Here is a 24,492-nt window from a genome sequence, read left to right as displayed (position 1 = left end):
CTGCTTAAGCGGCCGATTCTTTCTGATACGCGGCAACGCCGGCCAGGATTTCTTCCTTGGCGACGTCCGGACCGTGCCAGCCTTCGATCTTGACCCATTTGCCTTTTTCCAGGTCTTTGTAGTGCTCGAAGAAGTGCTGGATCTGGCGCAGGCGCAGTTCGTTCAGGTCTTCCGGCTTCTGCCAGTGGCTGTAGATCGACAGCACTTTGTCGACCGGTACGGCCAGGACTTTGGCGTCTTCACCGGATTCGTCGGTCATTTTCAGCACGCCGATCGGGCGGCAGCGCACCACCACGCCTGGAATCAGCGGGAATGGGGTGATGACCAGCACGTCCACCGGATCGCCGTCCGGCGACAGGGTGTTCGGCACGTAGCCGTAGTTGCATGGGTAGTGCATGGCCGTGCCCATGAAACGGTCGACGAAGATCGCGCCCGATTCCTTGTCGACTTCGTATTTGATCGGATCAGCGTTCATCGGGATTTCGATGATGACGTTGAAATCGTTCGGCACGTCTTTACCGGAAGACACTTTGTTCAAGCTCATGGATTTTCCTTGTTTGCGGGCTGTGTTTAACCGCGACATTATATCGAAACGAAGCCCCGAATGTTAGGACTTCTGCAAACCCGTGCAGCCCCTGTAAATGTGGTACTTACTTAACAGTAATAGGGCTGTAAGGGTGTAGAAAGGTTTGAGTTTTCGCCCATTTGGCCCGGGCGACGGAGCACCGCCACACATCATCGATACATCTACGACATCACTTCCAGCCGGACAACAAAGTGCCGCGACACTACTGCTACACAACGGCTATGCCGGTAAGTACAGGACAACGCGTGACGGTACTGGACGGCATATAAAGACAGTTGCCATGTGCAATCGTGATAATTAAATAGATTCTATTAGGAAAAAATGTTTACAATTAAAGAATGGGCGCAGCTGCACGATGCGTATTATGTGTGAACGAACATCCTTAGTAGATATCATGAACGATAGTAAAAAAAATACCCCAAAACCTTCGGAACCTACCCGTATACAAGAGCGTCGGCCATTGAGCGAATCGAATGAGTCGTATCGTGACCGTAGCCATGGCACGTTCGATGATGTAAATAAAAGCAGTATAATCCCTAAAGTACCAGTGCCAGACAACCCTCCAAGGCCGAAAAAATGACTTCGCCAGAAGTTCCCCTCTACTCTGAAACTGAACTCGATCATGCGTTCAATAAGCGCTGCGATGCACTATACAAGGCAGAATTATCAGCGCTATACCATCAGAAAAGGGAGCGATTCTTCGAGTTGGCGGACAAGCTAGGTAAAGCTGCATCGTTAATTGGTGGGTCTGCTGCTCTATGGAAACTATCGAACGGGGACGTAGTTGCTGTCATGGCCGCCTGTGTTACCGTTAGCTCCGCGCTTTCGTTGGTGTTCTCTTTTTCCGAAAGATCGAAACGCCATGCGGAGTTAGCCCAAGGCTTTCGTTTGATAATCAGTGAAGTTCTCGCAAAAAGTGAATTTGATGTCACTCCGGTTGACGCAGGCTCATGGATGAGTAGGGTATGTGCGCTAGAAGCAAAAGAACCGCCCTCACTATCCGCACTCACCGTGATGTGTCAGAACGAGTTGGCGATCGCTAGAGGCGCTGATAATAAAGTTAGGCCTCAAGACATAAAGACCCGCATGCTAGCTCATTTTTTTGACATGCCACTTTCAGCGTCACCTGGGCAAACTGAGCTCAACGGCAGCCCTCAATAACTGTTTCCAGCTGCCCCTCGTATTTTCGAATGCGGGGCCAGTCGCTGGCCAGCGCAATCACCTTCTCGCCGTCGCCGGCCGTCGCCAGCAGCTTGTCGAACTGGTAGACCAGCTTGCGCGGGACATCGGCAGACTTGATGCACGAGACCGACACAGGCACCTCGACGCGCTGGGTGACCGGCGCTGCCGTGCTGCCGCAGCCGGCCAGCATCACGGCGCGCGAAATTGCGAATAATCGAAAGTTCTTGTTTTTTCATCGCACCTTCTCCAACAACTGATTCACGTAGGGCATGGCGTCCGCGCACGTCGTCGCCTTCACTCCGGCCAACTGTTGCAGCGCCGCGTCGAAGCGCTGGCCATTGGCGGCCGCCTGCTGCTGGGCGATTTGCCCCGGCGCCCTCCTCGCGCGCGGTCTTCAGCTGCGCGCCAGGGTTCCAGCAGCCGCGCGCACTGAATCGCCACGAGTCTGCTAGACACCCGCGAGCCGTTCAAAATGCCTTCGCTCAAACTCCGCTGGCGAAAGCCTGTCATTAAATCCGTGACGGCGCTTCGGATTGTAGAACATCTCGATGTAGTCGAAGATGTCCTGCCTGGCGTCGTCCCTGGTTGCATAGGTCTTGCGCTTGACGCGCTCGCGTTTTAGAAGCTGGAAGAAACTTTCAGCGACTGCATTGTCGTGACAGTTTCCACGCCGGCTCATGCTTGGCTCCAGCCGATGCGCCGTCAAGAAGTCACGCCAGTCTTTGCTGGTGAACTGCGAGCCCTGATCCGAATGAACCATCACAGGCTCGACCGGCTTGCGTCGCCAAACCGCCATCAGCAGCGTATTCGTCGCCAGCTCCGTATCAATCCGTGAACTCATCGACCACCCGACAACCTGGCGCGAAAACAAGTCGAGTACAACTGCCAGGTATAGCCAACCTTCATGGGTTCGAATGTAGGTTATGTCCGTCACCCAGACCCGGTTTGGCTCAACTACATCAAATTGCCGCTGCAGATGATTCGGCGCCACCACCGATGGCACGCCGCCCTTCCACTTGCGCTTGCCATATCCGGTCTGCGAGCGCAGCCCCGCCGCGCGCATGATGCGGTGAACACGATTGATGCCGCATCGCTCGCCCAGGTCGCGCAGGTCGTCGGATACCTTGCGGTAGCCGTAGACCGCGCCGCTTTCCAGCCATGACTGCTTAATGTGGCCGAGCAGGCGCTTGTCTTCCTTGGCCCGCTTGCTTTCTGGCTCAACGCACCACGCATAGAAGCCGCTGGGATGAACTCCCATCATCTTGCACAAGCGCCGCACCGGAAATTCGTCCTGTACTTCCTGAATGAAGGCGTACCTTACCCGGACGTCTTGGCAAAGTACACCGCGGCCTTTTTCAAGATATCACGCTCCTCGGTCACGCGTTTCAATTCGGCCTTCAGTCGCCGCATCTCGTCAGATTGGGCATCCTGGGCCGTGCGTTCAACTTCGGGCACGCTATACCGCTTTGTCCATGCATAGATGCTGTGGATACTGACGCCAAGCCGCTCAGCGACCTCGGCTGCTGGGTGTCCGCGTTCAACAACCTGCTTGACCGCCGCGACCTTAAATTCTTCGGTGTAACGCTTCCCACTCATGATTTCTCCTTTGCCTAAATTATGGCTCAGGAGTGTCTACAATACTCGTGGCGATTCAGGGTCGGGCGAAGTATGCTACGTATTTGAATTTGCGAGTACCCCCGAGTATGAGCAATTCAATCGAACTTGAAACTACTAGCCGGTGGCCCGTAACGTTTAGGGTTTATAAAGTTGACAAACTTATCGAGGAAGTCGTTCTTAACTCACGCTCAGACCCCTATCAGCTCAAATTGCCCTGATGAAGCGTATTGCCAGGATCGATGTTGGGCGGGCTTTATGCTCATCATCGCGTCGCAGCAGGCACCTGTCCCGCCGTGGCGCAGGCCGTCATGCCGCTGGCGCCGTAGCCCTTGGCGCGAAGGATCTCGCGTGCACGCTCGGCGTCCACCAACTGGTTCACCATGTGATCAAGCAAGCCTTCATCGCGCTCGTCGCTCAACCGAATTATCAGATCACGTCGGTGTAGTTTATTCATGGGCATAAAATGAAAGCGCCACCTCAAAGGCGGCGCTAACGATCGATCCAACACACTCGAAGTTTCAGTCTAGCCTTGGTTTGAATGCTTTTGGACCACTTTCAACGACTTCTGGATGGCCGTGACGGCAGCCCTCGCGAATACCGAAAACACAGCCATTTCCTCAGAAGGTTGCATACCGGCGTAAACTTCATTGAAGGTCCCAGCTGGGCTCAAAACGAAACGGGAATCATGCAATTGAATTCCTTCGCCAACAAGGGTTTGATCTCCCTCCCCATCGACAAAATACCACTCATACTGACCTATAAGCTCTTGTCCAGAACCGTCGGGGATGAGGGCGTGCACTAGTTTAAATCGGATGGTGCGACGATGCAGAGTCGCTTGGAAATCACTACTGCCATCCGGCGCCGGCATAAAGTTGACATGCTTACCAATGGAGTCGTTGGGGTGCTTGTTGTTCGCTAAGACTATCTCTCGAACGCGCTCTGCAATGGCGTCAACCGCGTTCTGCTGTTTTAGCAAATAGGATATAGAAACTATTTCGTTCACGACTTATCTCCCAAGGTTATTGAATGGACAAGTCTACCAGCAGTTCCCACCAATGCAAAAAGCCCACGACCTTGCGGCGGTGGGCTTACTTTTCTCCGGGCGAACGAATCCCCGTGTGCGAGCAATATATCAGAAGATTAGCGAAAAGATGTGAAATTTTTTTGCATCAAATACCAAGCCATGTAGAAGTCAACTTAATCAGCTACGCCGGCCTAACCACCTGAGTCGTTCTCCACCAAGTACTTTCGACCTAGGGCCGTGAGCCCAATTGCTTCATATCCGTGATCGTCTTGCTCATCTTCGTAACTCGTATTCTCGCTGATCATTTCCAGTCTGCTTAACTCATCAATGTTGTACTGGAGTTTGAGGCGCTCGTCATCGGAGAGGTCCTTAAACAGGGCGTACTTTGCAACACCGCTGCCCCCCATCTTGTAGATCTGAGCTAATAACACCCTCTGCGGCACGGACAGTACGTTCGAATTTTCTGAGGTAGTCGGCTTTGCCGTAAGGACTCTAATCTGCTCCTTCAGTTCACTGATTTCCACTTTAAGCGCGGCAATTTCTTCTTGCCTTCTTTTTATAATTGCATCGTACTCTTTAGAGGCGACCTCGCCTAAGTTCCGAAGCTCACGGGCTTCCTCATTTGACATCGGAGTCTCATCTTCTATCTTCTGTCTTGCAATCTTCAAATCCTTCTTCCGCTGAAGCGTGTATTCAAAGACAAACTTCTCTGCCCACGGCAAAGCAAAAATATATACCGCTGACGTCGTGATCGGAAATATGAACAGATGAAGAGGCCAATACAGTTCTTGATGCTCCCATCCTAAACTGAGCAGATCAAGAGAAAGGAATTTGTCTGAAGGAGAAAGCGAGGAAACCACAATTAAAACCGCACGATAATTCCAAGCGACTAATGAAGCGAAAAAAGTGAACAGTAGGGGGCTACTCAGTCGATCGTACAATTGGGCCTTCACGCTTTTAACCAAATCGTCCACTTTCACTCCAAGGGTATCAAAAAAGATAATTATAATTCCACATGGAAACCAGTACAATCCCGGGACTAAAACAGGTTACGGGTGCATTCATTTTTTTCAGCTTTTCGGTCAGGACTTGGCGTGCTTTGGCGGCCGTGGTCACCCAGTCGGCGTTTTGGAAACACCAAGCTGTGGCGATGCTGCAGCTCCGGTAGATCGGCCAAACGTGGATTCGCTGTAAACTGTTGATCATTGCATCGGTAACCACGGCAGGATCTACGATGCGATATCGATCAGCGAACGGCCGGCAACTGCCGAGGATCGGGCGGTGTCAGGGCACTGGGAAGGTGATTTATTATTCGGCAGTCACAACAGCCAGATTGCGACCTTGGTCGAACGCCAAACTCGCTATGTCATGTTAGTGAAAGTGGATGGCAAAGATACTGCGACGGTGGTGAATGCTCTGATCGACAACGCCAAGAGATTGCCGCATGAGCTTTATAAATCGCTGACCTGGGACCGGGGCAAGGAGATGGCCGGCCACAAGCGATTTACCATGGCGACCGAAATTCAAGTCTACTTCTGCGACCCACAGAATCCTTGGCAGCGAGGTTCCAACGAAAATACGAATGGACTACTGCGGCAATATTTTCCCAAGGGACTGGACCTTTCTACCTACTCGCAAGAGAACTTGGACGAGATAGCCAGAAGATTGAACGAGCGCCCTAGGAAAACATTACACTACCAGACACCGGCTCACAAATTTGAAGAGTGCGTTGCGTCGATCAGTTGAATCCGCAGCCGACACACGCCAACCTACCATTCCCATGATGGCAGCATATCGCCATCGGCAAGTTCGCAGCCATAAAATGTTGCCCCTCGGACTTTAACGTTCTCCGTCAACGCTCCGTTAGTCTTGATCAATTCGATTGCAGCGGACTCAAGGATGGCATCAGTCAGGTCGGCATTCGAAAAATTAACGCACTTAAGATTGCACTCCCTAAAGCTCGTGCCACGTAAGCTTGCCCCCGAAAAATCTGCGCTGTGAAACCAAGAATGCTTTTCGAAGTCAGCACCATCCAACTCGATTCCAGAAAGGTCCGCTTCGCTAAGGTCGGTGGCCGGAAAGTATCGCTCCCCAGCAGCATATCGCTGCTCAAGTTCTGCACGGTTTTGTGCCGGGGTGCAGCCTTCTGTTGAGTTCGAATTCATATAATTTTTAAAGCGACAGACAGCTCTTGGCCGAACTCGGCTGTCGGCGTTTAGGATAGCAGCTTGCCTTCGTGAAAGATTCACACTTTATCACTTCGACCACCTCTGAGGGAGGTTCTACGATTTTCGCCCACGTTTCGCCCAAATGCCAATCTGACAAAAATCAGCGTGTAGGTAAAGGCTGTATGGCGAATCCTTGACGTTATATCGAAGTACAGGCGGCTTGTGCGGCGCAACACCGTTGAACATTTGTTATGATGAGGGCTGTTCTTATTCAGCCACCGAATTATGATCTTCCGCCAATTGTTCGATCCGACCTCCTCCACCTACACCTATCTGCTGGGTGACGGCGGCGAGGCGCTGCTGATCGATCCGGTCTACGAACAGGTGCCGCGCGACCTGGCGCTGTTGCAAGAACTGGGCCTGAAGCTGGTGGCCACGCTGGACACCCACGTCCACGCCGACCACGTCACCGGCGCCTGGCGTTTGCGCCAGCGCAGCGGCAGCCGCATCGCCATCTCGGCCGCCGCCGGCACCACCGAGGCCGACACCGCCCTGCAGCACGGCGACCGCATCGATTTCGGCGCCCGCCACCTGACGGTGCGCGCCACGCCCGGTCACACCAGCGGCTGCCTGACCTATGTGCTGGATGACGAAAGCATGGCCTTCACCGGCGACAGCCTGCTGATCCGCGGCTGCGGCCGCACCGACTTCCAGCAAGGCAGCCCGCAGCAGCTGTTCGCCTCGGTGCATGAGCAGATTTTGAGTTTGCCGGGCGCATGCCTGCTCTACCCTGGCCACGACTATCGTGGCATCACCGTCACCAGCGTGGCGGAGGAGCGGCGCTACAACCCGCGCCTGGGCGGCGATGTGGACGTGGGCGACTTCACCGGCCACATGAACAACCTGCACCTGCCGCATCCAAAGCTGATGGCGGTGGCGGTGCCGGCCAACCTGCGCTGCGGCCAGCCGCAAGGCGACGCGCCGACCGACGCGCCGGACTGGGCGCCGCTGACTTTGCGCTTCAGCGGTGTATGGGAAATCGAGCCGATGGCCTTGCTGGAACAACAGAGCAAGGTGCAGATCGTCGACGTGCGCGAAGCGCCGGAATTCATCGACCGCCTGGGCCACCTGCATGGCGCCACGCTGGTGCCCCTGTCGCAGCTGACCGAGCGCATGGCCGAATTCGACCGCGCGCAGCCGATTGTTGCCGTCTGCCGTTCCGGCGTGCGTTCGGCGCAAGCCAGCGTGCTGCTGACCAAGGCCGGTTTCACCAAAGTCGCCAACCTTGCCGGCGGCATGCTGCGCTGGAAAATCGAAGGCTTCCCGGTCGACTCCGACCCAGCATAAAAACCGGGTTGAATTTAGAGGATCGTTGCCAGTGCGCACTGGCGATAGTGGTTGGCGGCTTCTTCTTCCTGGCCCAGCGCTTCGTGCAGTTGCGCCAGCTTCAGGTGGGATTCGCGCACCATGTGCGGATCGGAGGCGTCCGACAGGGCCTGTTCCAGATAGCGCTGCGCCTTGCCCCACAGTTTCTGCTTCAGGCACAGCGAACCCAGCGTCAATGCCAGTTCGGCGTCGGTCGGGCGGGCGTTGGCCCAGTTTTCGCAATGCTCGATCTGCAGCAGCAGCGCGGCCGAGCCGGCCGGGGCGGCGGCTTCGCGGTAGGCGCGCACCACGCGGTCATCCCAGTCGGCGGCCAGCGATTCTTCCGCCACCAGCCGCGCTTCATCGTGCAGGCCGCGCGCATTGAGGGCGGTCGCGGCGCGGCACGCCACATACGGTTTGACGCGGTCGACCGACGGCACGGTTGCCCACACGCGCAACAGCGATTCCGCATCGTGGCTGGCGTCGGACAGCAGATCGTCATACGCCAGTTCGCGCAGGCGCGACGACAAGGCCGGATGCAGCGCGCGGTGCTTGTCCAGCGAACGCACCAGGCGCAGCACTTCCGGCCAGTTCTTGGCCTGCTGCTGCGCCTTCAGCGACATCTGCAAGGCGTGAATGTGACGGGTGCCGCTGGCGTTCAGCTCGCGCACCGCTTCCAGCGCCTGCTCCGGCTGGTGGTCGTCGACCAGCAGTTCGGTCATGGTCATCAGGCGCGCGGTCTTCATCGCGTTGTCGTCGACCAGCTTGTTCAGCCACTGGTCGCGGCGCGCCGACTGGCGCATGCGGTGCGCGGCGCGGGCGCCGATCAGTGCCGCCACGCCGGCGTTTTCCGGCAGTTCGGAGGCGCGCAGCGCGGCTTTCTCGGCATGGCCGAAACGGCCTTCGAACAGCGCTTTCAGCGCCTCGCGCAAGCCTTTATTGCCATCGCGCTCGCGCTTCTGCTGGCGGTAGGCCGCCACCTTGCCCGGCATCTTGACCGTGGCGCGGAAGGCGCGGATCACGATGTACAGGAAGACGAACAGCGCCAGCTCCAGCAGCACGAAGAAATTCAGCGACAGGTCGATGCGGTGCGGCGGATAGAACAGCACCACATTGCCCGGATTGAAGCGCGCCGTCACGGCAATACCGATGGCGGCGGCCATCATGGCGACTAACCAGAGAAATAAACGCATGACTATGGCTTCGCTTTGTAGTTGCGCACGGCGTTCAGGCTGTCGGACAGGGTCGGCATCTCAATCGCGAGATTGCTGCTCTGTACCTGGCGCAGCAGTGCCTGCACGGTCTGGGTGGAGCGGGCGCGGGTGTCGAAATACTTGACCAGCGCGTCCTGCGCCGCGATCAGGTCGGCACGGAAAGCGCCTTCATTGCGCGACAACAGCGCCATGCGCGCGTTCAGCAGGCGCAGCTTGAGGTTTTCGCGCATGAAGTAGGCCTGCGTCGGCGACAGCATCAGCGCGTCCGGCGTCTCGACATTGCGCACGCGCACCAGCTGGCGCACATCGGTCCACATCTCGCTGCTCCAGCCATTCCAGCCATCCTGCAGGGCTTGCAGCCACGGGCTGGTCTCCTCGACCTTGACCGGCTTGCCATCCTTGCCGTGCACGACCTTGGCCGGCCTGGCTTTCTTTTCAGGCGGCGCCGGCAGCGTCGGCTTTTCGTCCGCCAGCATCGGCAGCGTATCGATCTGCGCGATGGCGTTGTCCAGGCGCAGCGCCACGCCCACCGAATCGACGCTCGGCAAGGCTTTCAGCTTGTCGGTGTCGCGCGCGATGGCGCGGCGGATGGTGATGAACTGCGGCTTGTCCGAACGCGACAGGCTGCGGTCGGCATTCTGCAGCGCGATCAGCGCGCCCGGCACGTTGCCGGCCAGTTGCAGCTGCTGCGACGCGGTCGACAGCACTTGCTCGATCTCGGTCAGCGCCCATTCGTCGCGGTTCTTGGACAGATCCTGGTACAGCTGCTCCAGCGCCAGTTGCTGGCTCTGCGCTTCCTGCTGCTTGCTTTCCAGCAGCGCGACCTTGGATTGCAGCTCCTTGGTGTTTTCCTGCACGCTGCGCACCAGGTTGCCGGTGTCGGCATTCGAGGCGTCGCCTTTCTGCAGGCGCAGCGCCATTTCCTCGCGCAGCTTGTTGACGCGCGCATGCGACGACCAGGTCTGGCCGGCCAGCAGAATCGTCAGCACGAGTATGCCCACCAACAGCATCTGCGGCTGTTGCAGGGTCTCGAGCAGGCTCGGTTCAGGCTGCGATGGCGGCGTGGCCGCAGGCGGAGTCTCGGCATCGGCGGTTTTGGCGTTCGAGACGGCTGGGTCAGGTAAAGTAGGCAAATCGTTCATAGGCATGATTGTAACGCGGCCAGCAGGCGTTCGTCGCCTGATCCGGTGAGCGTCAGCTTGGAAAATCCTAAATTATTTGCCGTTTCGGCAATTCGGGCGTGTGGCACGATCAGATGCTGCTGTTGCATAGCTACAACGCTATTGTGCTGCATCGCGTCAGGGTGCTGCAAGTCCAAATTGGCCAGGAGGCCGCACAGGCCCCGTAAAGCCTCGGAACTGGTGATGATCCAGTCGTTCTGTTGCGCCAGCAGCCGGCGCAAGGTGGCCGCCAGTTGCGGCGTCAGCGCCGGCACCGAGCGGCAATAGGCCGGCACGATATCGACCAGCGCGCCGGCCGCCCGGAAGCCGTCGCCCATCAGCTCGCGGCCGCTTTCGCCGCGGATGATCAGCACCCGGCGGCCGTTCAGCGCGTCCAGGTCCAGCGTTTGCAGCAGGTGTTCGGAGTCGCTGTGGGCGCTGTCGGCCGGGCTGACGATGGTGTGGCGCTCCGGCGTGACGCCGTGCGCGGCCAGCGCGGCGCGGCTGCCCTCGCCCACCACGGCCAGCGTCACGCCGGCCGGCCACTGCTTTATATAAGCGAACGCCGCGTCGATGGCGTTCGGCGAGACGAACGCCACCAGGACGTACTGATCCAGCTGCGCCAGCGCGGCCAGCAGCGGCGCCGGATCGGCCAGCGGCGCGATTTCCAGCAGCGGCAAAATTTCCACGGTACGGCCCAGGGCCGCCACGCGGGCCGCCAGCGGCGTGGCTTGCGCCAGGGGACGGGTGATGACGACGGCGCCGGCCATCCCCGGATCAGGCGGCAGGCTTGCCGGCGGCGCTGGCCGCCAGTTCGGCCGAACGCGCATCGTCGTCGGCTTGCGCCGCTTCGCTCAGGCAGGCGGCCAGGATGCCCTCGGCGTCCTGCACGCGCAGCTGCTCGGCCACTTGCAGGCCCAGCGCTTCGGCGTCGGCGGCCGGACCATGCGCCTCGGCGCTGATCATGCGCTTGCCGTCCGGCGTCGCCACCATGGCGCGCAGATGCATCTGGTCGCCATCAATGGTGGCGTAGGACGCCAGCGGAATCTGGCAGCTGCCGCCAAACACCTGCGACACCTTGCGCTCGGCGATCGACACCAGCGCGCTGTGCGCATGGTGCAGCGGCGCCAGCAGCGCCACCAGGTCGAGACCATCGTCGCGTTCAGGGATTTCAATCGCCAGCGTGCCCTGCCCCGGCGCCGGCAGGCTGGTTTCCGGCGACAGCAGCGCGCGGATGCGTTCGGCCAGGCCCAGGCGTTTCAGGCCGGCGGCGGCCAGGATGATGGCGGCGTACTCGCCGCGATCCAGCTTGGCCAGGCGGGTATCGAGGTTGCCGCGCAGCGGCTTGATCACCAGTTGCGGGTAGCGCGCGGCGATCAGCGCCTGGCGGCGCAGGCTGCTGGTGCCGACCACGGCGCCGTCCGGCAGTTCGTCGAGCGACGCGTAATCGTTGGACACGAAGGCGTCGCGCGCATCTTCGCGCTCCATCACGGCCGCCATGGCGAAGCCTTCCGGCAACTCCATCGGCATGTCTTTCAGGCAGTGCACGGCCAGGTCGGCGCGGCCTTCGGCCATCGCCACTTCAAGTTCTTTCACAAACAGCCCCTTGCCGCCCACTTTGGACAGGGTGCGATCCAGAATTTGATCGCCGCGCGTCGTCATTCCGACAATTTTGACATCGCACTGCGGATATAATAATGTCAAGCGATCGCGGACGTGCTCGGCTTGCCACATGGCGAGGCGGCTCTCGCGCGACGCAATAACCAATCTCGACGGAGAATGCTTAGATTCAGATGTTTTCAAAACCAGTTCTTTCGCTGTAGCTGACGCTAACCGGCGCAAGCCAGTACCACGCGCGTGTTTAAGATCACAAATTTTAGCATGCTCACCTTCTCGCAGAACCGGGCCATAAGCCCATGCACCGACATATTTCACCCTTTCGTGACTTAAAACACATGGCCAATCCATCTAGTGCATTGAACGAACAAGCTGCTGAACAACCGGGCGTCGACAAGGACGCGCCATTGAAAGAAGACATCCGCCTGCTGGGCCGCCTGCTGGGCGACGTCCTACGCGACCAGGAAGGCGAGGAAGTCTACGCCGTGGTCGAAACCATCCGCCAGACCGCCGTGCGCTTCCGCCGCGAAGCCGACGCCGGCGCCGCCAAGGAACTGGACGGCATGCTGAAGATCCTGACCAAGGAGCAAACCATTTCGGTGGTGCGCGCCTTCTCGTATTTCTCACATCTGGCCAATATCGCCGAGGACCAGCACCATATCCGCCGCCGCCGCGCCCACCTGCTGGCCGGCTCGAAGCCGCAGCAAGGCAGCGTCAACTTCGCGCTGTGCAAGCTCAAGGAAGCCGGCGTCAGCCAGGAGACGGTCTCGACCTTCTTCCAGGACGCGCTGATCGCCCCGGTGCTGACCGCCCACCCGACCGAAGTGCAGCGCAAGTCCATCCTCGACGCCGAGCACGACATCGCCCGCCTGCTGGCCGAGCGCGACCTGCCGCTGACGCCGAAGGAACAGGCGGCCAACCTGCACCTGCTGAAGGCGCGCATCGCCACGCTGTGGCAGACCCGCATGCTGCGCTACTCCAAGCTGACCGTGGCCGACGAGATCGAAAACGCGCTGTCCTACTACCGCATCACCTTCCTGCGCGAACTGCCGGGGTTGTACGATGACATCGAGCAGGACATCGCCCACCACTACGGCAAGGACGAACAGCCGCAGCACATCACCGCACCGTACGTGCAGATGGGCAGCTGGATCGGCGGCGACCGCGACGGCAATCCCAACGTCAACGGCGGCACCATGTCGCACGCGCTGACGCGCCAGGCCACCACCATCCTCGACTTCTACCTGGAAGAAGCGCACACGCTGGGCGCCGAGCTGTCGATCTCGACCCTGATGATAGGCTGCTCGCCGGCACTGCAGGCGCTGGCCGACCAGTCGCCGGACACTTCCGACCACCGCGCCGACGAACCGTACCGCCGCGCCCTGATCGGCATCTACGCCCGCCTGGCCTCGACCGCGCGCGCACTGGGCGCCACCAACATCCTGCGCAAGGAAGTCGGCCACGCCGAGCCGTACAACGGCGCCGCCGAATTCGCCACCGACCTGCAGCTGCTGATCGACTCGCTCAACGCCAACCACGGCGCCGTGCTGGTGCAGCCGCGCCTGGCCACCTTGAAACGCGCGGCCGACATCTTCGGCTTCCACCTGGCCTCGCTGGACATGCGCCAGTCGTCCGACATCCACGAGCGCGTGCTGGCCGAACTGTTCGCCACCTCCGGCGTGCTGGCCGACTACGCCGCGCTGGACGAGGACGCCAAGGTCAAGCTGCTGCTGGGCGAGCTGGCGCAGCCGCGCCTGCTGAATTCGCCGTACATCACCTACTCGGCCGAGACCGTGTCCGAGCTGGGCGTGCTGCGCGCGGCGCGCGAGATCCGTGCCCGCTACGGCGCGCGCGCGATCCGCAACTACATCATCTCGCACACCGAAACCGTGTCCGACCTGCTGGAAGTGCTGCTGCTGCAAAAAGAGCTGGGCCTGCTGCGCCTCGCCGCGGGGGAAGCTGAACCCGAGTTGGATCTGATGGTGATCCCGCTGTTCGAGACCATTCCCGACCTGCAGCGCGCCGCCGGCATCATGGAAGCCGTGATGGCGATCCCGCTGGTGAAGCAACTGATCGCCAAGCAGGGCCAGATCCAGGAAGTCATGCTGGGCTATTCGGACTCCAACAAGGACGGCGGCTTCCTGACCTCCAACTGGGAGCTGTACAAGGCCGAGACCAACCTGGTCAAGGTGTTCGAAAAGGCCGGCGTCAAGCTGCGCCTGTTCCATGGCCGCGGCGGCACCGTCGGTCGTGGCGGCGGTCCGTCGTACGACGCCATCCTGGCGCAGCCGCACGGCACCGTCAACGGCCAGATCCGCCTGACCGAACAGGGCGAAATCATCGCCTCGAAGTTCTCCAACAAGGACATCGGCCGCCGCAACCTGGAACTGCTGGTCGCCGCCACCCTGGAGGCGAGCCTGCTGCCGCAGCCGGAAGACGCCGCCCACCAGCAGCAGCTGCACGGCTACGAAGCGGTGATGGCCGAGATTTCGGACCGCGCCTACAAGGCCTACCGCAATCTGGTCTATGAAACGCCCGGCTTCACCGACTACTTCTTCGCCGCCACGCCGATCGCCGAGATCGCCGAGCTGAACCTTGGTTCGCGCCCGGCCTCGCGCAAGTCGACCAAGCGGATTGAAGACCTGCGCGCGATTCCATGGGGCTTCTCGTGGGGCCAATGCCGCCTGCTGCTGCCGGGCTGGTACGGTTTCGCCAGCGCCATCGGCGGCTGGATCGCCGACGGCGACAAGGCCGAGCGCCTGGCCCAGCTGCAAGCCATGTTCCAGCACTGGCCGCTGTTCGCCACGCTGCTGTCCAATATGGACATGGTGCTGGCCAAGACCGACCTGGCGATCGCCTCGCGCTACGCCGAGCTGGTGCAGGACAAGGAACTGCGCGAACGCATCTTCAAGCGCATCACCGACGAGCATGCCGACACGCTGGACATCCTGCAAAGCATCACCGGCGCCACCGAGCGCCTGGCCGGCAATCCGCTGCTGGCGCGCTCGATCCAGAACCGCTTCGCCTATCTGGATCCGCTGAACCACTTGCAGGTGGAGCTGATCAAGCGCCACCGCGCGCTGTCGTCGGAAAGCAAGGCTGACGAGCGCGTGCACCGTGGCATCCATCTGTCGATCAACGGCGTCGCGGCCGGCCTGCGCAACACCGGCTGACACCGTCCCGCATCGCTTCCACGCCCCGCATGTCGGGGCGTTTTCATTTTTACATGACAATATTGCAATTAAATATTACAATCGGAGAAACCTTTACCGAGTGAAACACTTATGCCCCGCCTGCCGAACTTGCCGCCCAATGCAGAACTGAAGCGTTTATTTACCGGATTGAAGGAAGGCGCCATCAGCAGCCAGGATGTGCGCCAGGTCGTGTCGCTGATGCCGCAGCCGCTGTTCGTCAAGGACGCCGCCTTGCGCGTGGTGATGATGAATCCGGCCTGCGAGGCGATGTGGGGGGTGTGCCTTGAAGACATCGCCGGCCGGGACGGCGCCGGCATCTTTCCGCCGGAGCAGCTCAGCCTGCATCACCAGTACGACCGCCTGGCCTTCGCCCAGGGCGAAACCGTGATCGAGGAGGTGCCGCTGTGGCACGCCGGCCTGCAGGAAACCCGGCTGATGCTGACCTACAAGCACCCGATCTACGACGCCGACGGCCAGCCCTACCTGCTGATCGGCAGCAGTCTCGACATCACCGAACGCCAGCGCAAGGAAACCGCGCTGGCCGACGCGCTGCAACTGGCGCAGCAGATCGCCGGCGAACGGCAGGACGCCACCGAAAGCCAGCACCGCCGCCTGGCGACCGGCATGCGCGACAATCTGGCGCAAAACCTGGTGGCGCTCAAGCTGGACATCGCCATGCTGCACGCGCGCACCGGCGCCGCGCAACCGCTGCTGCACGAGCGCGCGGTGCAGGCGCTGGCGACGCTGGACGCCAGCATCGACGCCGTGCGCCACATCATCAACGAACTGCATCCGGCCACGCTGGACCTCGGCTTAAGCGCCGCCATCGAATGGCAGCTGCAACAGATGGCGCGGCGCCAGGGGCTGCAATGCGCGCTGCGCGTGCTCGACGACCGCGCCGTGCTGACGCAGCAGACCACCAGCGCCCTGTTTCACATCGTCCAGACCGGACTGGAATACCTGAGCACCAGCGCGCAACGGCTGCAGGTGGAGTTGAGCCTGTGCAGCGCGCAGATTGCCATCACCCTCAGCAGCGACCGCCATCCCGGCGCCTCCTACCCGGCCGAGGCGGCCGCGCTGCACGCCATGCGTCAACGCCTGGGCGCGCTGGGCGGCACGCTGACGGTCAGCGTCAGTGCCGGCACGGCGCTGCACATCGTTTGCCGGGTGGACCGTAGCTGAACTAGCCGCGCGGCCGCCAGGCAGGCTTGTTGTCGGCGAACAGTTCGCGCTCGACCGGCCCGCCGTATTCCGGTTCCAGCGTGCCGAGCGTGATGGCGACGCGGTCCGGCGACTCCGTGCTGCGCCAGAACAAGGTGGAGCCGCACACGCGGCAGAAGTCGCGGCGGCCGTCGGCGGACGAGGCGTACTCGGCAATCAGCCCGGCGCCCTGCTCGATCACCAGGCCGGCGCTGGCGACATTGGCATACGACCCCGCCGCCGCGCCATGCTGCTTGCGGCACATGGTGCAGTAGCAGTGGCTCGCATGAAACACCGGCAACGCCGCCCGATACCGCACGCCGCCGCACAGGCAGCTGCCATGAAGATCGCCTTGATCGCTCATTTCACCGTGACCTCCTGATCGTCAGCCAAGCAGGACCACCACGGCCTGCCCCCTGATTGCCGCGTTCTTGAAGAACACCAGCAGCACATCATAGTGCTGCAGCAAATCCATCAGCGCCTCCCTGCCTTCGCCGATCCAGATCCCCTCCGGATAGGTATGCGCGGCCTCCATCGCTGCGGGCGCATAGCGTGCCGCCAGCGTGGCCGGCGTTTCGCGCTCCAGCATGGCGGCGATGCTTTTCACCTGCGCCGGCGACAGCACGCGGGCCGGCCCGTAGCCCTGGTCCGCGCCGACCGCCTCGCCGCCGAAGATCGTCAGCTCGGCCATGGCCCGGTTGCCGGGCCGCGCCGCCAGCAGGTAATGGATGCCGTGCCACATCTTGTCGAGATCGATGGCGCCGTCGCCCTCCAGCGCCGCCATCACCTGCTCCTCGCTGCCGCGCAGGAAGGGAATGCGGTCGGCCGCCACCGGCGCCGCACGCCAGGTCATGCCGGCGTGGGCGGACAGCGAGATCAGGCACGCGCACCATGCGAGGATAATTTTTTTCATGGCGCTAGTGTAGCGCGAAAAAAAAGGGAGGCCACGGCCTCCCTTCCTGTTTGCTGCTTGCTGCTTGCTGTCTGCTGCGCCGACCTTAGTTCTGGGTCAGGAAGGTTTTCAGCTTGTCCGAGCGCGATGGCTGGCGCAGCTTGCTCATCGCCTTGGCTTCGATCTGGCGGATACGCTCGCGCGTCACGTCGAACTGCTTGCCCACTTCTTCCAGCGTGTGGTCGTTCGACATCTCCACGCCATAGCGCATGCGCAGCACTTTGGCTTCGCGCGGGGTCAGCGAATCCAGCACTTCCTTGATGACGTTGCGCATCGAGGCGTGCAGCGCGGCGTCCAGCGGCGCCAGCGTGGTGTTGTCTTCGATGAAGTCGCCCAGCTGCGAATCGCCGTCCTCACCCATTGGCGTTTCCATCGAGATCGGCTCTTTGGCGATCTTCATGATTTCGCGGACCTTGTTCTCCGGCATTTCCATCTTGACCGCCAGGGTCGCCAGGTCCGGCTCGCTGCCGGTTTCCTGCATGATCTGGCGCGAGATGCGGTTCATCTTGTTGATCGTTTCGATCATGTGCACCGGCACGCGGATGGTACGGGCCATGTCGGCGATCGAACGCGTGATGGCCTGACGGATCCACCAGGTCGCGTAGGTCGAGAACTTGTAGCCGCGACGGTATTCGAATTTGTCGACCGCCTTCAGCAGACCGATATTGCCCTCCTGGATCAGATCCAGGAACTGCAGGCCGCGGTTGATGTACTTCTTGGCGATCGAAATCACCAGACGCAAGTTGGCCACGGTCATTTCACGCTTGGCCTGGCGCGCGCGTTTTTCGCCGGCGGCCATCTGCTTGTTGATCTTGCGCAGGTCGGCCAGCGGCAGCGCCACGCGGGCTTGCAGGTCGATCATCTTGCGTTGCAGCTCTTTCACGGCCGGCACGTTACGGCCCAGCACGGTGCTGTAGGGATAGCCGGCATCGACTTCGCCGTCGACCCAGTCCAGGTCCGTCTCGTTGCCCGGGAAGACCTTGATGAAGTGCGCGCGCGGCATGCCGCAGCGGTTGACGCACAGGTCCAGCACGGCGCGTTCGATCGAACGCACTTCTTCCATCTGGCCGCGCAACGTGTCGCACAGCTTCTCGACCACCTTGGCGGTGAAGCGGATGCCCAGCAGCTCGGCCGAAATGGCTTCCTGCGCGGTCACATAGGCCTTGGAGCCGTAGCCGCCGCTGGCCTTGCGCATTTTTTCGAACTGCGCCGAGATGAAGGCGAACTTGTCGAGCGCGGCGATTTTCAGCTGCGCCAGTTGCTCGGTCGAGTAGCCGGCGGCGCCGCCGCCGACGTCGCCGTCTTCCTCTTCGCCGTCGTCTTCCTCGTCCTCGTCGTCATCCGACGGCGCGGCGCTCACGGCCGGGGCCGGCGCGCTTTCGTTCGGATCGACAAAGCCGTCCACCACGTCGTCCACTTTCATTTCGTCGGACTCGATCTTGTCGGCCAGCGAAATGATTTCGGCGATGGTGGTCGGGCAGGCGGAAATCGCCTGGATCATGTCCTTCAGGCCTTCTTCGATACGCTTGGCGATCTCGATCTCGCCTTCGCGGGTCAGCAGCGCCACGGCGCCCATTTCACGCATATACATGCGGACCGGGTCGGTGGTACGGCCGAAATCCGAATCGACGGTCGACAGCGCGGTGGCGGCAGCCGCTTCCACTTCGTCGTCCGAGGTGACGGTGGCCACGTTATCGCTCAGCAGCAGCGCTTCCGCATCCGGCGCGCGCTCGTAGATGGCGATGCCCATGTCGTTGAAGGTCGCGATGATGCCTTCGATCGCTTCCGGATCGATGATGTTTTCCGGCAGCTGGTCGTTGATCTCCGCATAGGTCAGGAAACCGCGTTCCTTGCCCATGTTGATCAGGTTCTTGATCTGCGCGCGGCGTTTTTCCAGTTCCTCGGCCGACGCTTTCGGGTCCAGGCCCAGCATGTCGGCGCCGCCCTTGGCCTTGCGTTCACGGGCTTTCGACACGGCCTTCAGCTCGGCGCGCTCGACCGCGTTCAGCGCCGCGACTTCGTCGTTTTCCGGCGTGAATTCGGACGGCTTGCGGCCGCGGCGGCCCGGCACCTTGACGCCCGGCAGCAGGTAGCCCGAGGTGTCGATCGACGCCAGCGTGGCGGCGTCGGTCACCTGGCTGACGGCTGGCGCCGATGCCGACGGGGTGGTGACGATCACCGGCGCGACCTCCACCTTGGCCTTGACCAGTTTGGATTTCGGCGCGGCTTTCACGGTCACGGCAGGCGCGTCGTCGGCGGCAACGGTCGCGGCGGCGCTCTTGCGCGCCACTTTGGCCACCTTGGCGGCGCCGTCGTCCACTTCGGCCGACTGCACGTCGGCCTGGGCGGCCTCGGCAGCGGCGCTCAGGCGGGTTTTCTTTTTGACTACCGTTACTTTGCTCGCTGCCTCTTCATTATCGATGACATAAGATAGAGTCGTCTTCGGCACCACCAGTGGCGCGGCGCTGGCGCGGGCGGCGGGCTTTTTGACGGACAACGTTAAAGTTTTCGGTTTTGTCATTAAAATCTCTCAATGCGTATTCGTCAGAAATTACAAAAAAGCAGACCCCGCGCCGACCGCGAAGGTGCGCCTGGGGTGGAAATGTTGTAATTTAGCTGACGATTTTCTGCGGAATAAAAAAAGCCCGCGTCCTTGCTACGGGCTTGTTTCTCTTGTCAGGGAAGATGAGAAGGGCAAATGAGAAGGGCCAAAGCCCTTGGTCAGACCATCCGAATCGCATCCTGTACCAAACTGAACCACACCGTGCTGCCAGTGGTGCGTCGAGCATTATACACAATTTGGGCCACGAACGCACGTTCACAAGTGGCCTTAACCCCATCCTAAGCCTGAGCAATCCGACACAATGGCGCAAAAGGCACTGCAATCCGCTGGGCAGCATGATATGCTGACGGTTGTTGCTTAACCTATGAAGTCGATGAACACTAGTCTTACCCAACAGCCTCCGGCCACCGAGCCAGCTACCGCTGCCTCCGCACCGGCGCCTGCCGCCCAAACCCCGCGCAGCCTGCTGAAACAACTGCAAACCCAATTCCCTGCTTTCCGCGATTTCCTGCCCCTGGCAATCGGAATCGACAAGCAGCTGCTGGCCGTCATGCCGGAGCTCGACCGCAAAACCATGCGCACCGCGCTGGGCATCCACACCGGCTCGCTGCGCTACCTGAAAGTCATGGAAAAAGCCAAGGTGCGCCATGACCTCGACGGCACGCCCGGCGCCGAAGTGACCGATACCCACCGCGCCCACGCCACCCAGGTGCTGCAGGAGCGGTTCAAGAAGGAAGCCGACCGCAAGAAAGCTGAACGCGACGCCAAGGCGGCCGAGGAAGCTGCCCGCGTGCGCGCCGACAAGCTGAACCAGCTGGCCGCGAAGTTCTCGAAAAAAGGCTGATGGATAGCCAGCCTGTGGCAGCAGTGGCGGCAGAGGACAACCTGCCGCCCTACCTCGGCATCCGTATCGCCGACGTCCACATGGTGGTGACTCCGGAACAGGCCGTCGCCGCGCGCGACGCCCTGCTGGCCTGCGACGCCATCGGCTTCGATACCGAATCCAAGCCGACCTTCACCCGCGGCGAAACCTCGACCGGTCCGCACCTGATCCAGTTTGCCACCGATGCCCAGGCCTATCTGTTCCAGATCGGCAGCAGCACCGACGCGCATACGCTGGCGGTGCTGCAGGCCATCCTGGAAGGCGCATCGCCGCTGAAGATCGGCTTCGGCCTGTCGGACGACGTCAAGCGCCTGCACGCCAAGCTCGCCATCCGCGCCGCCGGCGTGGTCGACCTGTCGGTGGCGCTGCGCACGCCGGGCCAGCGCAACGATCTCGGCGCCAAGACGGCGGTGGCCAAGTTCTTCGGCCTCAAGCTGCAAAAGTCGAAAAAGATCTCCACCACCAACTGGGCCCTGCCGCGCCTGAACGAAAAACAGATCCTGTACGCGGCCGACGACGCCCAGGTCGCCCTGCGCGTCTACCGCCACTGGATTTCCTTGGGTAACAAGTTGCCACCTCTCAAAGGTGTCAAATTGCCAAAACCCGCCAAAACCGGTATATCCTAGCCTTGCGGCCGCCATGCGCCGCCTTGCACAAGGAGGAGTATGCCGATTTTTTCCGCATTGGGTCTCGCTGCCGCACTGACTGCCGCGCCTGTCGCCGCGCCGGATAGGCTGGAACAGCGCATTGCCGCCTGTCTGGCCTGCCATAGCGTCAAGGAGCGCGGCGACGCCTACTTCCCACGCATCGCCGGCAAGCCGGCCGGCTACCTGTACAACCAGCTGCGCCACTTCCGCGACGGCCACCGCCATTACCCGATGATGACCTACATGGTCGGCAACCTGTCGGACGCCTACCTGCGCGAAATCGCCGACTACTTCTCGGCCCAGCATCCGCCCTATCCGCCGCCGCCGCCCGGCAGCGGCGCCAGCGCCACGGCGGCGCAGGTGGCGCGCGGCGAAACGCTGGTGCGCCAAGGCGATCCATCGAAAAAAATTCCAGCCTGCGTGGCCTGCCACGGCACGGCGCTGAGCGGCGTCGATCCGTCCATCCCCGGCCTGCTCGGCCTGCCCAGCGACTACATCAACGCCCAGTTCGGCAACTGGAAGAACCAGTCGCGCCGCGCCACCGCGCCGGACTGCATGGCGGACATCGCCGGCCGCCTGAGCGACAGCGACGTCGCCGCCGTCTCGGCCTGGCTGGGCCGGCAGACGCCTGACGACGCCGCCCGCCCCGCCACCAGCATCACGCTGCCGCTGCCGCTCGCCTGCGGCAGCTACCCGGCCGCCGCGCAGGGAGGCGCCAAATGAGGAAAATCGTTTATACCGTTGTGGCGGTGGCGCTGGCGGTCGGCGTGGTGGCGGCCGTGCTGCTGGCGCGCCAGTTCGGCAGCGACAGCAACACGCCGCCCTCCGCCGCCAGCGTGGCGCTGACGCCGGCCGAACGCATCGCACGCGGCGCCTACCTGGCCAAGGCCGGCGACTGCATGGCCTGCCACACCACGCGCGGCGGCCAGGCCTATGCCGGCGGCCGTCCGCTGCAAACGCCGTTCGGCAGCGTGATGGCGCCGAACATCACCTCCGACCGCAACACCGGCATCGGCATGTGGAGCGCCGACGATTTCTGGCGCGCGCTGCACCACGGCAAATCGCGCGACGGCCGCCTGCTGTATCCGGCCTTCCCATACACCAACTACACGCGCGTCACACGCGACGATGCCGACGCACTGTACGCCTATCTGCAAACCGTGCCGGCGGTCGCGCAGCCCAACCAGCCGCACCAGTTGCGCTTCCCGTACAGCCTGCAGGTTTCACTGGCCGCCTGGCGCGTGCTGTACTTCAAGCCGGAGGTGTTCCAGCCCGAGACCGGACAGTCCGTGGACTGGAATCGCGGCGCCTATCTGGTGCAGGGACTGGGACATTGCAGCGCCTGTCACAGCGCACGCAATCCGCTCGGCGCGACGGAAGGAGAAAGCCTGTCCGGCGGCATGATTCCGGCGCAAGGCTGGTATGCGCCGGCGCTGAACGCGCGGGGCGACTGGCAGCAGGCGCACCTGACGGCGCTGCTGCAAACCGGCGTATCGCCGCGCGCCGCCGTGTTCGGGCCGATGGCGGAAGTGGTGAAGGACAGCCTGCAATACCTGAACGACGCCGACGTCAACGCCATCGCGGTCTACCTGAAAGCGCTGCCGCCGGACGACAAGCCGCCTGCTTTCGAGCGCGAAGGCGCGGCCGAGGCGGTGGCCTTCCTGGCCGCCGGCGCCACGCTGTATGAAAAGCATTGCGCGGACTGTCATGGCGCCGATGGCGCCGGCAAGCCGTCCATCTATCCGCCGCTGGCCGGCAACCACGCGCTGATCATGACCAATGCGGTCAATCCGATCCGGATTGTGCTGAATGGCGGCTTTGCGCCGGCCACGGCGGGCAATCCGCGTCCGTACAGCATGCCGCCGTTCGGCCACGCGCTGAACGACACGGAAGTGGCGCAGGTGGTGTCCTACCTGCGCAGCGCCTGGGGCAACAACGCGCCGCCGGTCAACGGCGGCGACGTCAACCGCTACCGCGCGGTGCCGCTGGAATAATTACGGCTCGACGAAGCCGATGCGGTCGGTGGTGGCGTTGCGCGCGTCCTGCACGGCGATCTTGCCTTCCGCCAGCAGCGCGCGCAGCGAGGTGTTCATGGTATGGCAGCCCTCGCCCGGCTTGTCTTCCATCCAGATGCGCAGGTTGGAGATCTGGCCGTTGGCGATCATCTCCGTCACTTCCGGATTGTTGGTCAGGCATTCGGTGGCCAGGTAGTAGCGCTCGCCCTGCACCGCCGGCAGCAGCGCCTGGCACAGCACGCCGCGCAGCGCATGGCCCAGCGCCTGTGCCTGCGGCTCGGTGTTGCCGAGCAGGCGCAGCATCTTCTGCAGGCCCAGCTCGGTCGAACGGGCGTGCAGCGAGGCCAGCACCAGCGGACCGGCTTCGGCCAGCGCCAGCGCTTCCTGCGCCGTCTGCGCGTCGCGGATCTCGCCGATGCAGATCACGTCCGGGCGTTCGCGCAAGGCATCCAGCGCGCCGAGGTAGAAACTCTCGACGTCGCCGTCAAAGCCCACCTCGCGCTGGGTGATCACGCACTGGCGCTGCGGAATCAGCGTCTCGACCGGATCTTCAATCGTGATGATGTGGCCGGAGCGGTTCTTGTTGATCTCGTCCAGCATGGACGCGATGGTGGTCGACTTGCCCTGGCAGGTGTCGCCGATGATCAGCACCAGCCCGCTGGTCAGCTTGGCGAAGTGCTGTTCGTGCCTGGCCAGGCCCAGCTTGGACAGCGGCATCGGTTCCTTGGGGAAGCGGCGGATCACGCAACCGAGGCGCTTGCGGCCCTGGAAACTGAAGCAGTTGGCGCGGATGCGGGCGGTGTGCAGGTCCACCGCGCGGTCGAAGGCGCGGTCCTGGATGCGTTCGGCCCAGTTGGGTTCCACCACCTCGAAGAATTCCTGCAACTCCTCGCGCGTGATCGGCGAGTCGGTGACCGCGACCAGACCTTTCGGCTGGCGCAGCATCAACGGACTGTTCTGGTGGATCAGGATATCGCTGAAGATCAGCTTGGAGTTCAGCAGGTGCAGAATCTGCTCGACGAGGGTGCCGAAGACCGGGTGGTCTTCGTTCTCGATGTAGCTCAAGGTGCGAATTTGCGACGATTGGTAGTGTTCCATCTCTGCT

Annotated in this window: 23 protein-coding genes and 1 pseudogene; 9 read left to right on the top strand and 15 right to left on the bottom strand. The window is 61.8% G+C overall.

The genetic code is table 11. The features are described 5' to 3' along the window. Positions 1 to 4: 4 nt before the first annotated feature. Entirely contained in the window at positions 5 to 544 is a 540-nt protein-coding gene (ppa, locus tag GJ695_RS21720) for an inorganic diphosphatase (protein WP_154368427.1), read from the bottom strand. Positions 545 to 1,162: 618 nt separating this feature from the next. On the opposite strand from ppa, the gene GJ695_RS21710 reads away from it, so the two are divergent. Next, positions 1,163 to 1,747, top strand: coding sequence for a hypothetical protein (locus GJ695_RS21710; protein ID WP_154368425.1), 585 nt, complete (start codon positions 1,163 to 1,165; stop codon positions 1,745 to 1,747). On the opposite strand, the gene GJ695_RS21705 is transcribed toward GJ695_RS21710, so the two are convergent. The 5 genes from GJ695_RS21705 to GJ695_RS21685 form a co-directional block, all read right to left on the bottom strand. Continuing rightward, positions 1,728 to 1,958, bottom strand: coding sequence for a hypothetical protein (locus tag GJ695_RS21705; protein WP_154368481.1), 231 nt, complete (start codon positions 1,956 to 1,958; stop codon positions 1,728 to 1,730). The two genes, GJ695_RS21710 and GJ695_RS21705, sit on opposite strands and share 20 nt — an antisense overlap. Before the next feature lie 258 nt (positions 1,959 to 2,216). Continuing rightward, positions 2,217 to 3,364, bottom strand: a protein-coding gene (locus GJ695_RS21700) for an IS3 family transposase (protein WP_154368422.1) whose coding sequence is annotated in 2 segments (ribosomal slippage) — positions 2,217 to 3,121 and positions 3,121 to 3,364 — 1,149 coding nt in all. Because the reading frame shifts where the segments join, the coding sequence is not laid out codon by codon here. 283 nt (positions 3,365 to 3,647) lie between these two features. Then, on the bottom strand, positions 3,648 to 3,803 hold the full coding sequence (locus GJ695_RS21695; protein ID WP_154368420.1) for a hypothetical protein: 156 nt from the start codon (positions 3,801 to 3,803) through the stop codon (positions 3,648 to 3,650). 105 nt (positions 3,804 to 3,908) lie between these two features. Continuing rightward, positions 3,909 to 4,388 (bottom strand): hypothetical protein, encoded by a 480-nt coding sequence (locus GJ695_RS21690; RefSeq protein ID WP_154368418.1) that lies wholly within the window; start codon positions 4,386 to 4,388, stop codon positions 3,909 to 3,911. A 212-nt stretch (positions 4,389 to 4,600) separates the two neighbouring features. Beyond that, complete coding sequence (locus tag GJ695_RS21685) at positions 4,601 to 5,383, bottom strand: hypothetical protein (protein ID WP_154368416.1); 783 nt, start codon at positions 5,381 to 5,383, stop codon at positions 4,601 to 4,603. Between the two features lie 241 nt (positions 5,384 to 5,624). Here GJ695_RS21685 and GJ695_RS21680 point away from each other — a divergent pair. After that, positions 5,625 to 6,155, top strand: a pseudogene (locus GJ695_RS21680) (IS30 family transposase); the annotation flags it as partial. Positions 6,156 to 6,178: 23 nt separating this feature from the next. Here GJ695_RS21680 and GJ695_RS21675 read toward each other — a convergent pair. Continuing rightward, entirely contained in the window at positions 6,179 to 6,574 is a 396-nt protein-coding gene (locus GJ695_RS21675) for a pentapeptide repeat-containing protein (protein WP_154368414.1), read from the bottom strand. Positions 6,575 to 6,862: 288 nt separating this feature from the next. Between GJ695_RS21675 and GJ695_RS21670 the strand changes: the two genes are divergently transcribed. Next, the gene (locus tag GJ695_RS21670; protein WP_154368412.1) at positions 6,863 to 7,924 is read left to right on the top strand and encodes an MBL fold metallo-hydrolase; all 1,062 of its coding nucleotides are present in this window, start codon (positions 6,863 to 6,865) and stop codon (positions 7,922 to 7,924) included. Between the two features lie 14 nt (positions 7,925 to 7,938). Here the strand turns inward: GJ695_RS21670 and GJ695_RS21665 are convergent, their stop codons facing one another. From GJ695_RS21665 to hemC, 4 genes are read right to left on the bottom strand one after another with little or no spacing between them, the layout of a single operon-like run. Next, positions 7,939 to 9,135, bottom strand: a complete 1,197-nt coding sequence (locus GJ695_RS21665) for a heme biosynthesis protein HemY (protein ID WP_154368410.1) — start codon at positions 9,133 to 9,135, stop codon at positions 7,939 to 7,941. Between the two features lie 2 nt (positions 9,136 to 9,137). Beyond that, positions 9,138 to 10,298, bottom strand: a complete 1,161-nt coding sequence (locus GJ695_RS21660; RefSeq protein WP_154368409.1) for a uroporphyrinogen-III C-methyltransferase — start codon at positions 10,296 to 10,298, stop codon at positions 9,138 to 9,140. Next, positions 10,295 to 11,086 (bottom strand): uroporphyrinogen-III synthase, encoded by a 792-nt coding sequence (locus GJ695_RS21655; protein ID WP_154368407.1) that lies wholly within the window; start codon positions 11,084 to 11,086, stop codon positions 10,295 to 10,297. The genes GJ695_RS21660 and GJ695_RS21655 overlap by 4 nt, the downstream gene beginning before the upstream one ends. A gap of 7 nt (positions 11,087 to 11,093) precedes the next feature. Further along, positions 11,094 to 12,119, bottom strand: coding sequence for a hydroxymethylbilane synthase (gene hemC, locus GJ695_RS21650; RefSeq protein ID WP_267874275.1), 1,026 nt, complete (start codon positions 12,117 to 12,119; stop codon positions 11,094 to 11,096). A 152-nt stretch (positions 12,120 to 12,271) separates the two neighbouring features. Here hemC and ppc point away from each other — a divergent pair, with 152 nt between their 5' ends. Next, positions 12,272 to 15,106, top strand: a complete 2,835-nt coding sequence (gene ppc / locus GJ695_RS21645; protein ID WP_154368403.1) for a phosphoenolpyruvate carboxylase — start codon at positions 12,272 to 12,274, stop codon at positions 15,104 to 15,106. A gap of 111 nt (positions 15,107 to 15,217) precedes the next feature. Then, positions 15,218 to 16,309 carry a PAS domain-containing sensor histidine kinase gene (locus tag GJ695_RS21640; protein WP_154368401.1) on the top strand — a complete coding sequence of 364 codons (1,092 nt, stop codon included), beginning with the start codon at positions 15,218 to 15,220 and terminating at the stop codon, positions 16,307 to 16,309. Between the two features lies 1 nt (position 16,310). Here GJ695_RS21640 and GJ695_RS21635 read toward each other — a convergent pair whose 3' ends face one another. From GJ695_RS21635 to rpoD, 3 genes are all read right to left on the bottom strand, one after another. Then, positions 16,311 to 16,691 carry a GFA family protein gene (locus tag GJ695_RS21635; protein ID WP_154368399.1) on the bottom strand — a complete coding sequence of 127 codons (381 nt, stop codon included), beginning with the start codon at positions 16,689 to 16,691 and terminating at the stop codon, positions 16,311 to 16,313. Positions 16,692 to 16,712: 21 nt separating this feature from the next. Further along, positions 16,713 to 17,240 carry a YfbM family protein gene (locus GJ695_RS21630; protein ID WP_154368397.1) on the bottom strand — a complete coding sequence of 176 codons (528 nt, stop codon included), beginning with the start codon at positions 17,238 to 17,240 and terminating at the stop codon, positions 16,713 to 16,715. An 85-nt stretch (positions 17,241 to 17,325) separates the two neighbouring features. Continuing rightward, positions 17,326 to 19,800 carry an RNA polymerase sigma factor RpoD gene (gene rpoD / locus GJ695_RS21625; protein ID WP_154368395.1) on the bottom strand — a complete coding sequence of 825 codons (2,475 nt, stop codon included), beginning with the start codon at positions 19,798 to 19,800 and terminating at the stop codon, positions 17,326 to 17,328. A 406-nt stretch (positions 19,801 to 20,206) separates the two neighbouring features. Here rpoD and GJ695_RS21620 point away from each other — a divergent pair, with 406 nt between their 5' ends. From GJ695_RS21620 to GJ695_RS21605, 4 genes are read left to right on the top strand one after another with little or no spacing between them, the layout of a single operon-like run. Then, positions 20,207 to 20,686, top strand: coding sequence for a ProQ/FINO family protein (locus GJ695_RS21620; protein WP_154368393.1), 480 nt, complete (start codon positions 20,207 to 20,209; stop codon positions 20,684 to 20,686). Further along, positions 20,686 to 21,351 carry a 3'-5' exonuclease gene (locus tag GJ695_RS21615; protein WP_154368391.1) on the top strand — a complete coding sequence of 222 codons (666 nt, stop codon included), beginning with the start codon at positions 20,686 to 20,688 and terminating at the stop codon, positions 21,349 to 21,351. The genes GJ695_RS21620 and GJ695_RS21615 overlap by 1 nt, the downstream gene beginning before the upstream one ends. Positions 21,352 to 21,390: 39 nt before the next feature. Continuing rightward, a complete protein-coding gene (locus GJ695_RS21610; protein ID WP_154368389.1) occupies positions 21,391 to 22,095 on the top strand; it encodes a c-type cytochrome in 705 nt (234 codons plus the stop codon). Further along, positions 22,092 to 23,366: a cytochrome c gene (locus GJ695_RS21605; protein ID WP_154368387.1), complete on the top strand. Its 1,275-nt coding sequence runs from the start codon at positions 22,092 to 22,094 to the stop codon at positions 23,364 to 23,366. The genes GJ695_RS21610 and GJ695_RS21605 overlap by 4 nt, the downstream gene beginning before the upstream one ends. On the opposite strand, the gene GJ695_RS21600 is transcribed toward GJ695_RS21605, so the two are convergent. Next, complete coding sequence (locus GJ695_RS21600; RefSeq protein ID WP_154368385.1) at positions 23,367 to 24,485, bottom strand: type IV pilus twitching motility protein PilT; 1,119 nt, start codon at positions 24,483 to 24,485, stop codon at positions 23,367 to 23,369. Positions 24,486 to 24,492: the final 7 nt, after the last annotated feature.

Origin of the sequence: Duganella alba, assembly GCF_009674495.1 — a bacterium.
GTDB lineage: Bacteria > Pseudomonadota > Gammaproteobacteria > Burkholderiales > Burkholderiaceae_D > Rugamonas > Rugamonas alba.
The sequence above is the reverse complement of the archived record's forward strand: the minus strand, read 5'-3'. Positions and strand labels throughout refer to the sequence as shown.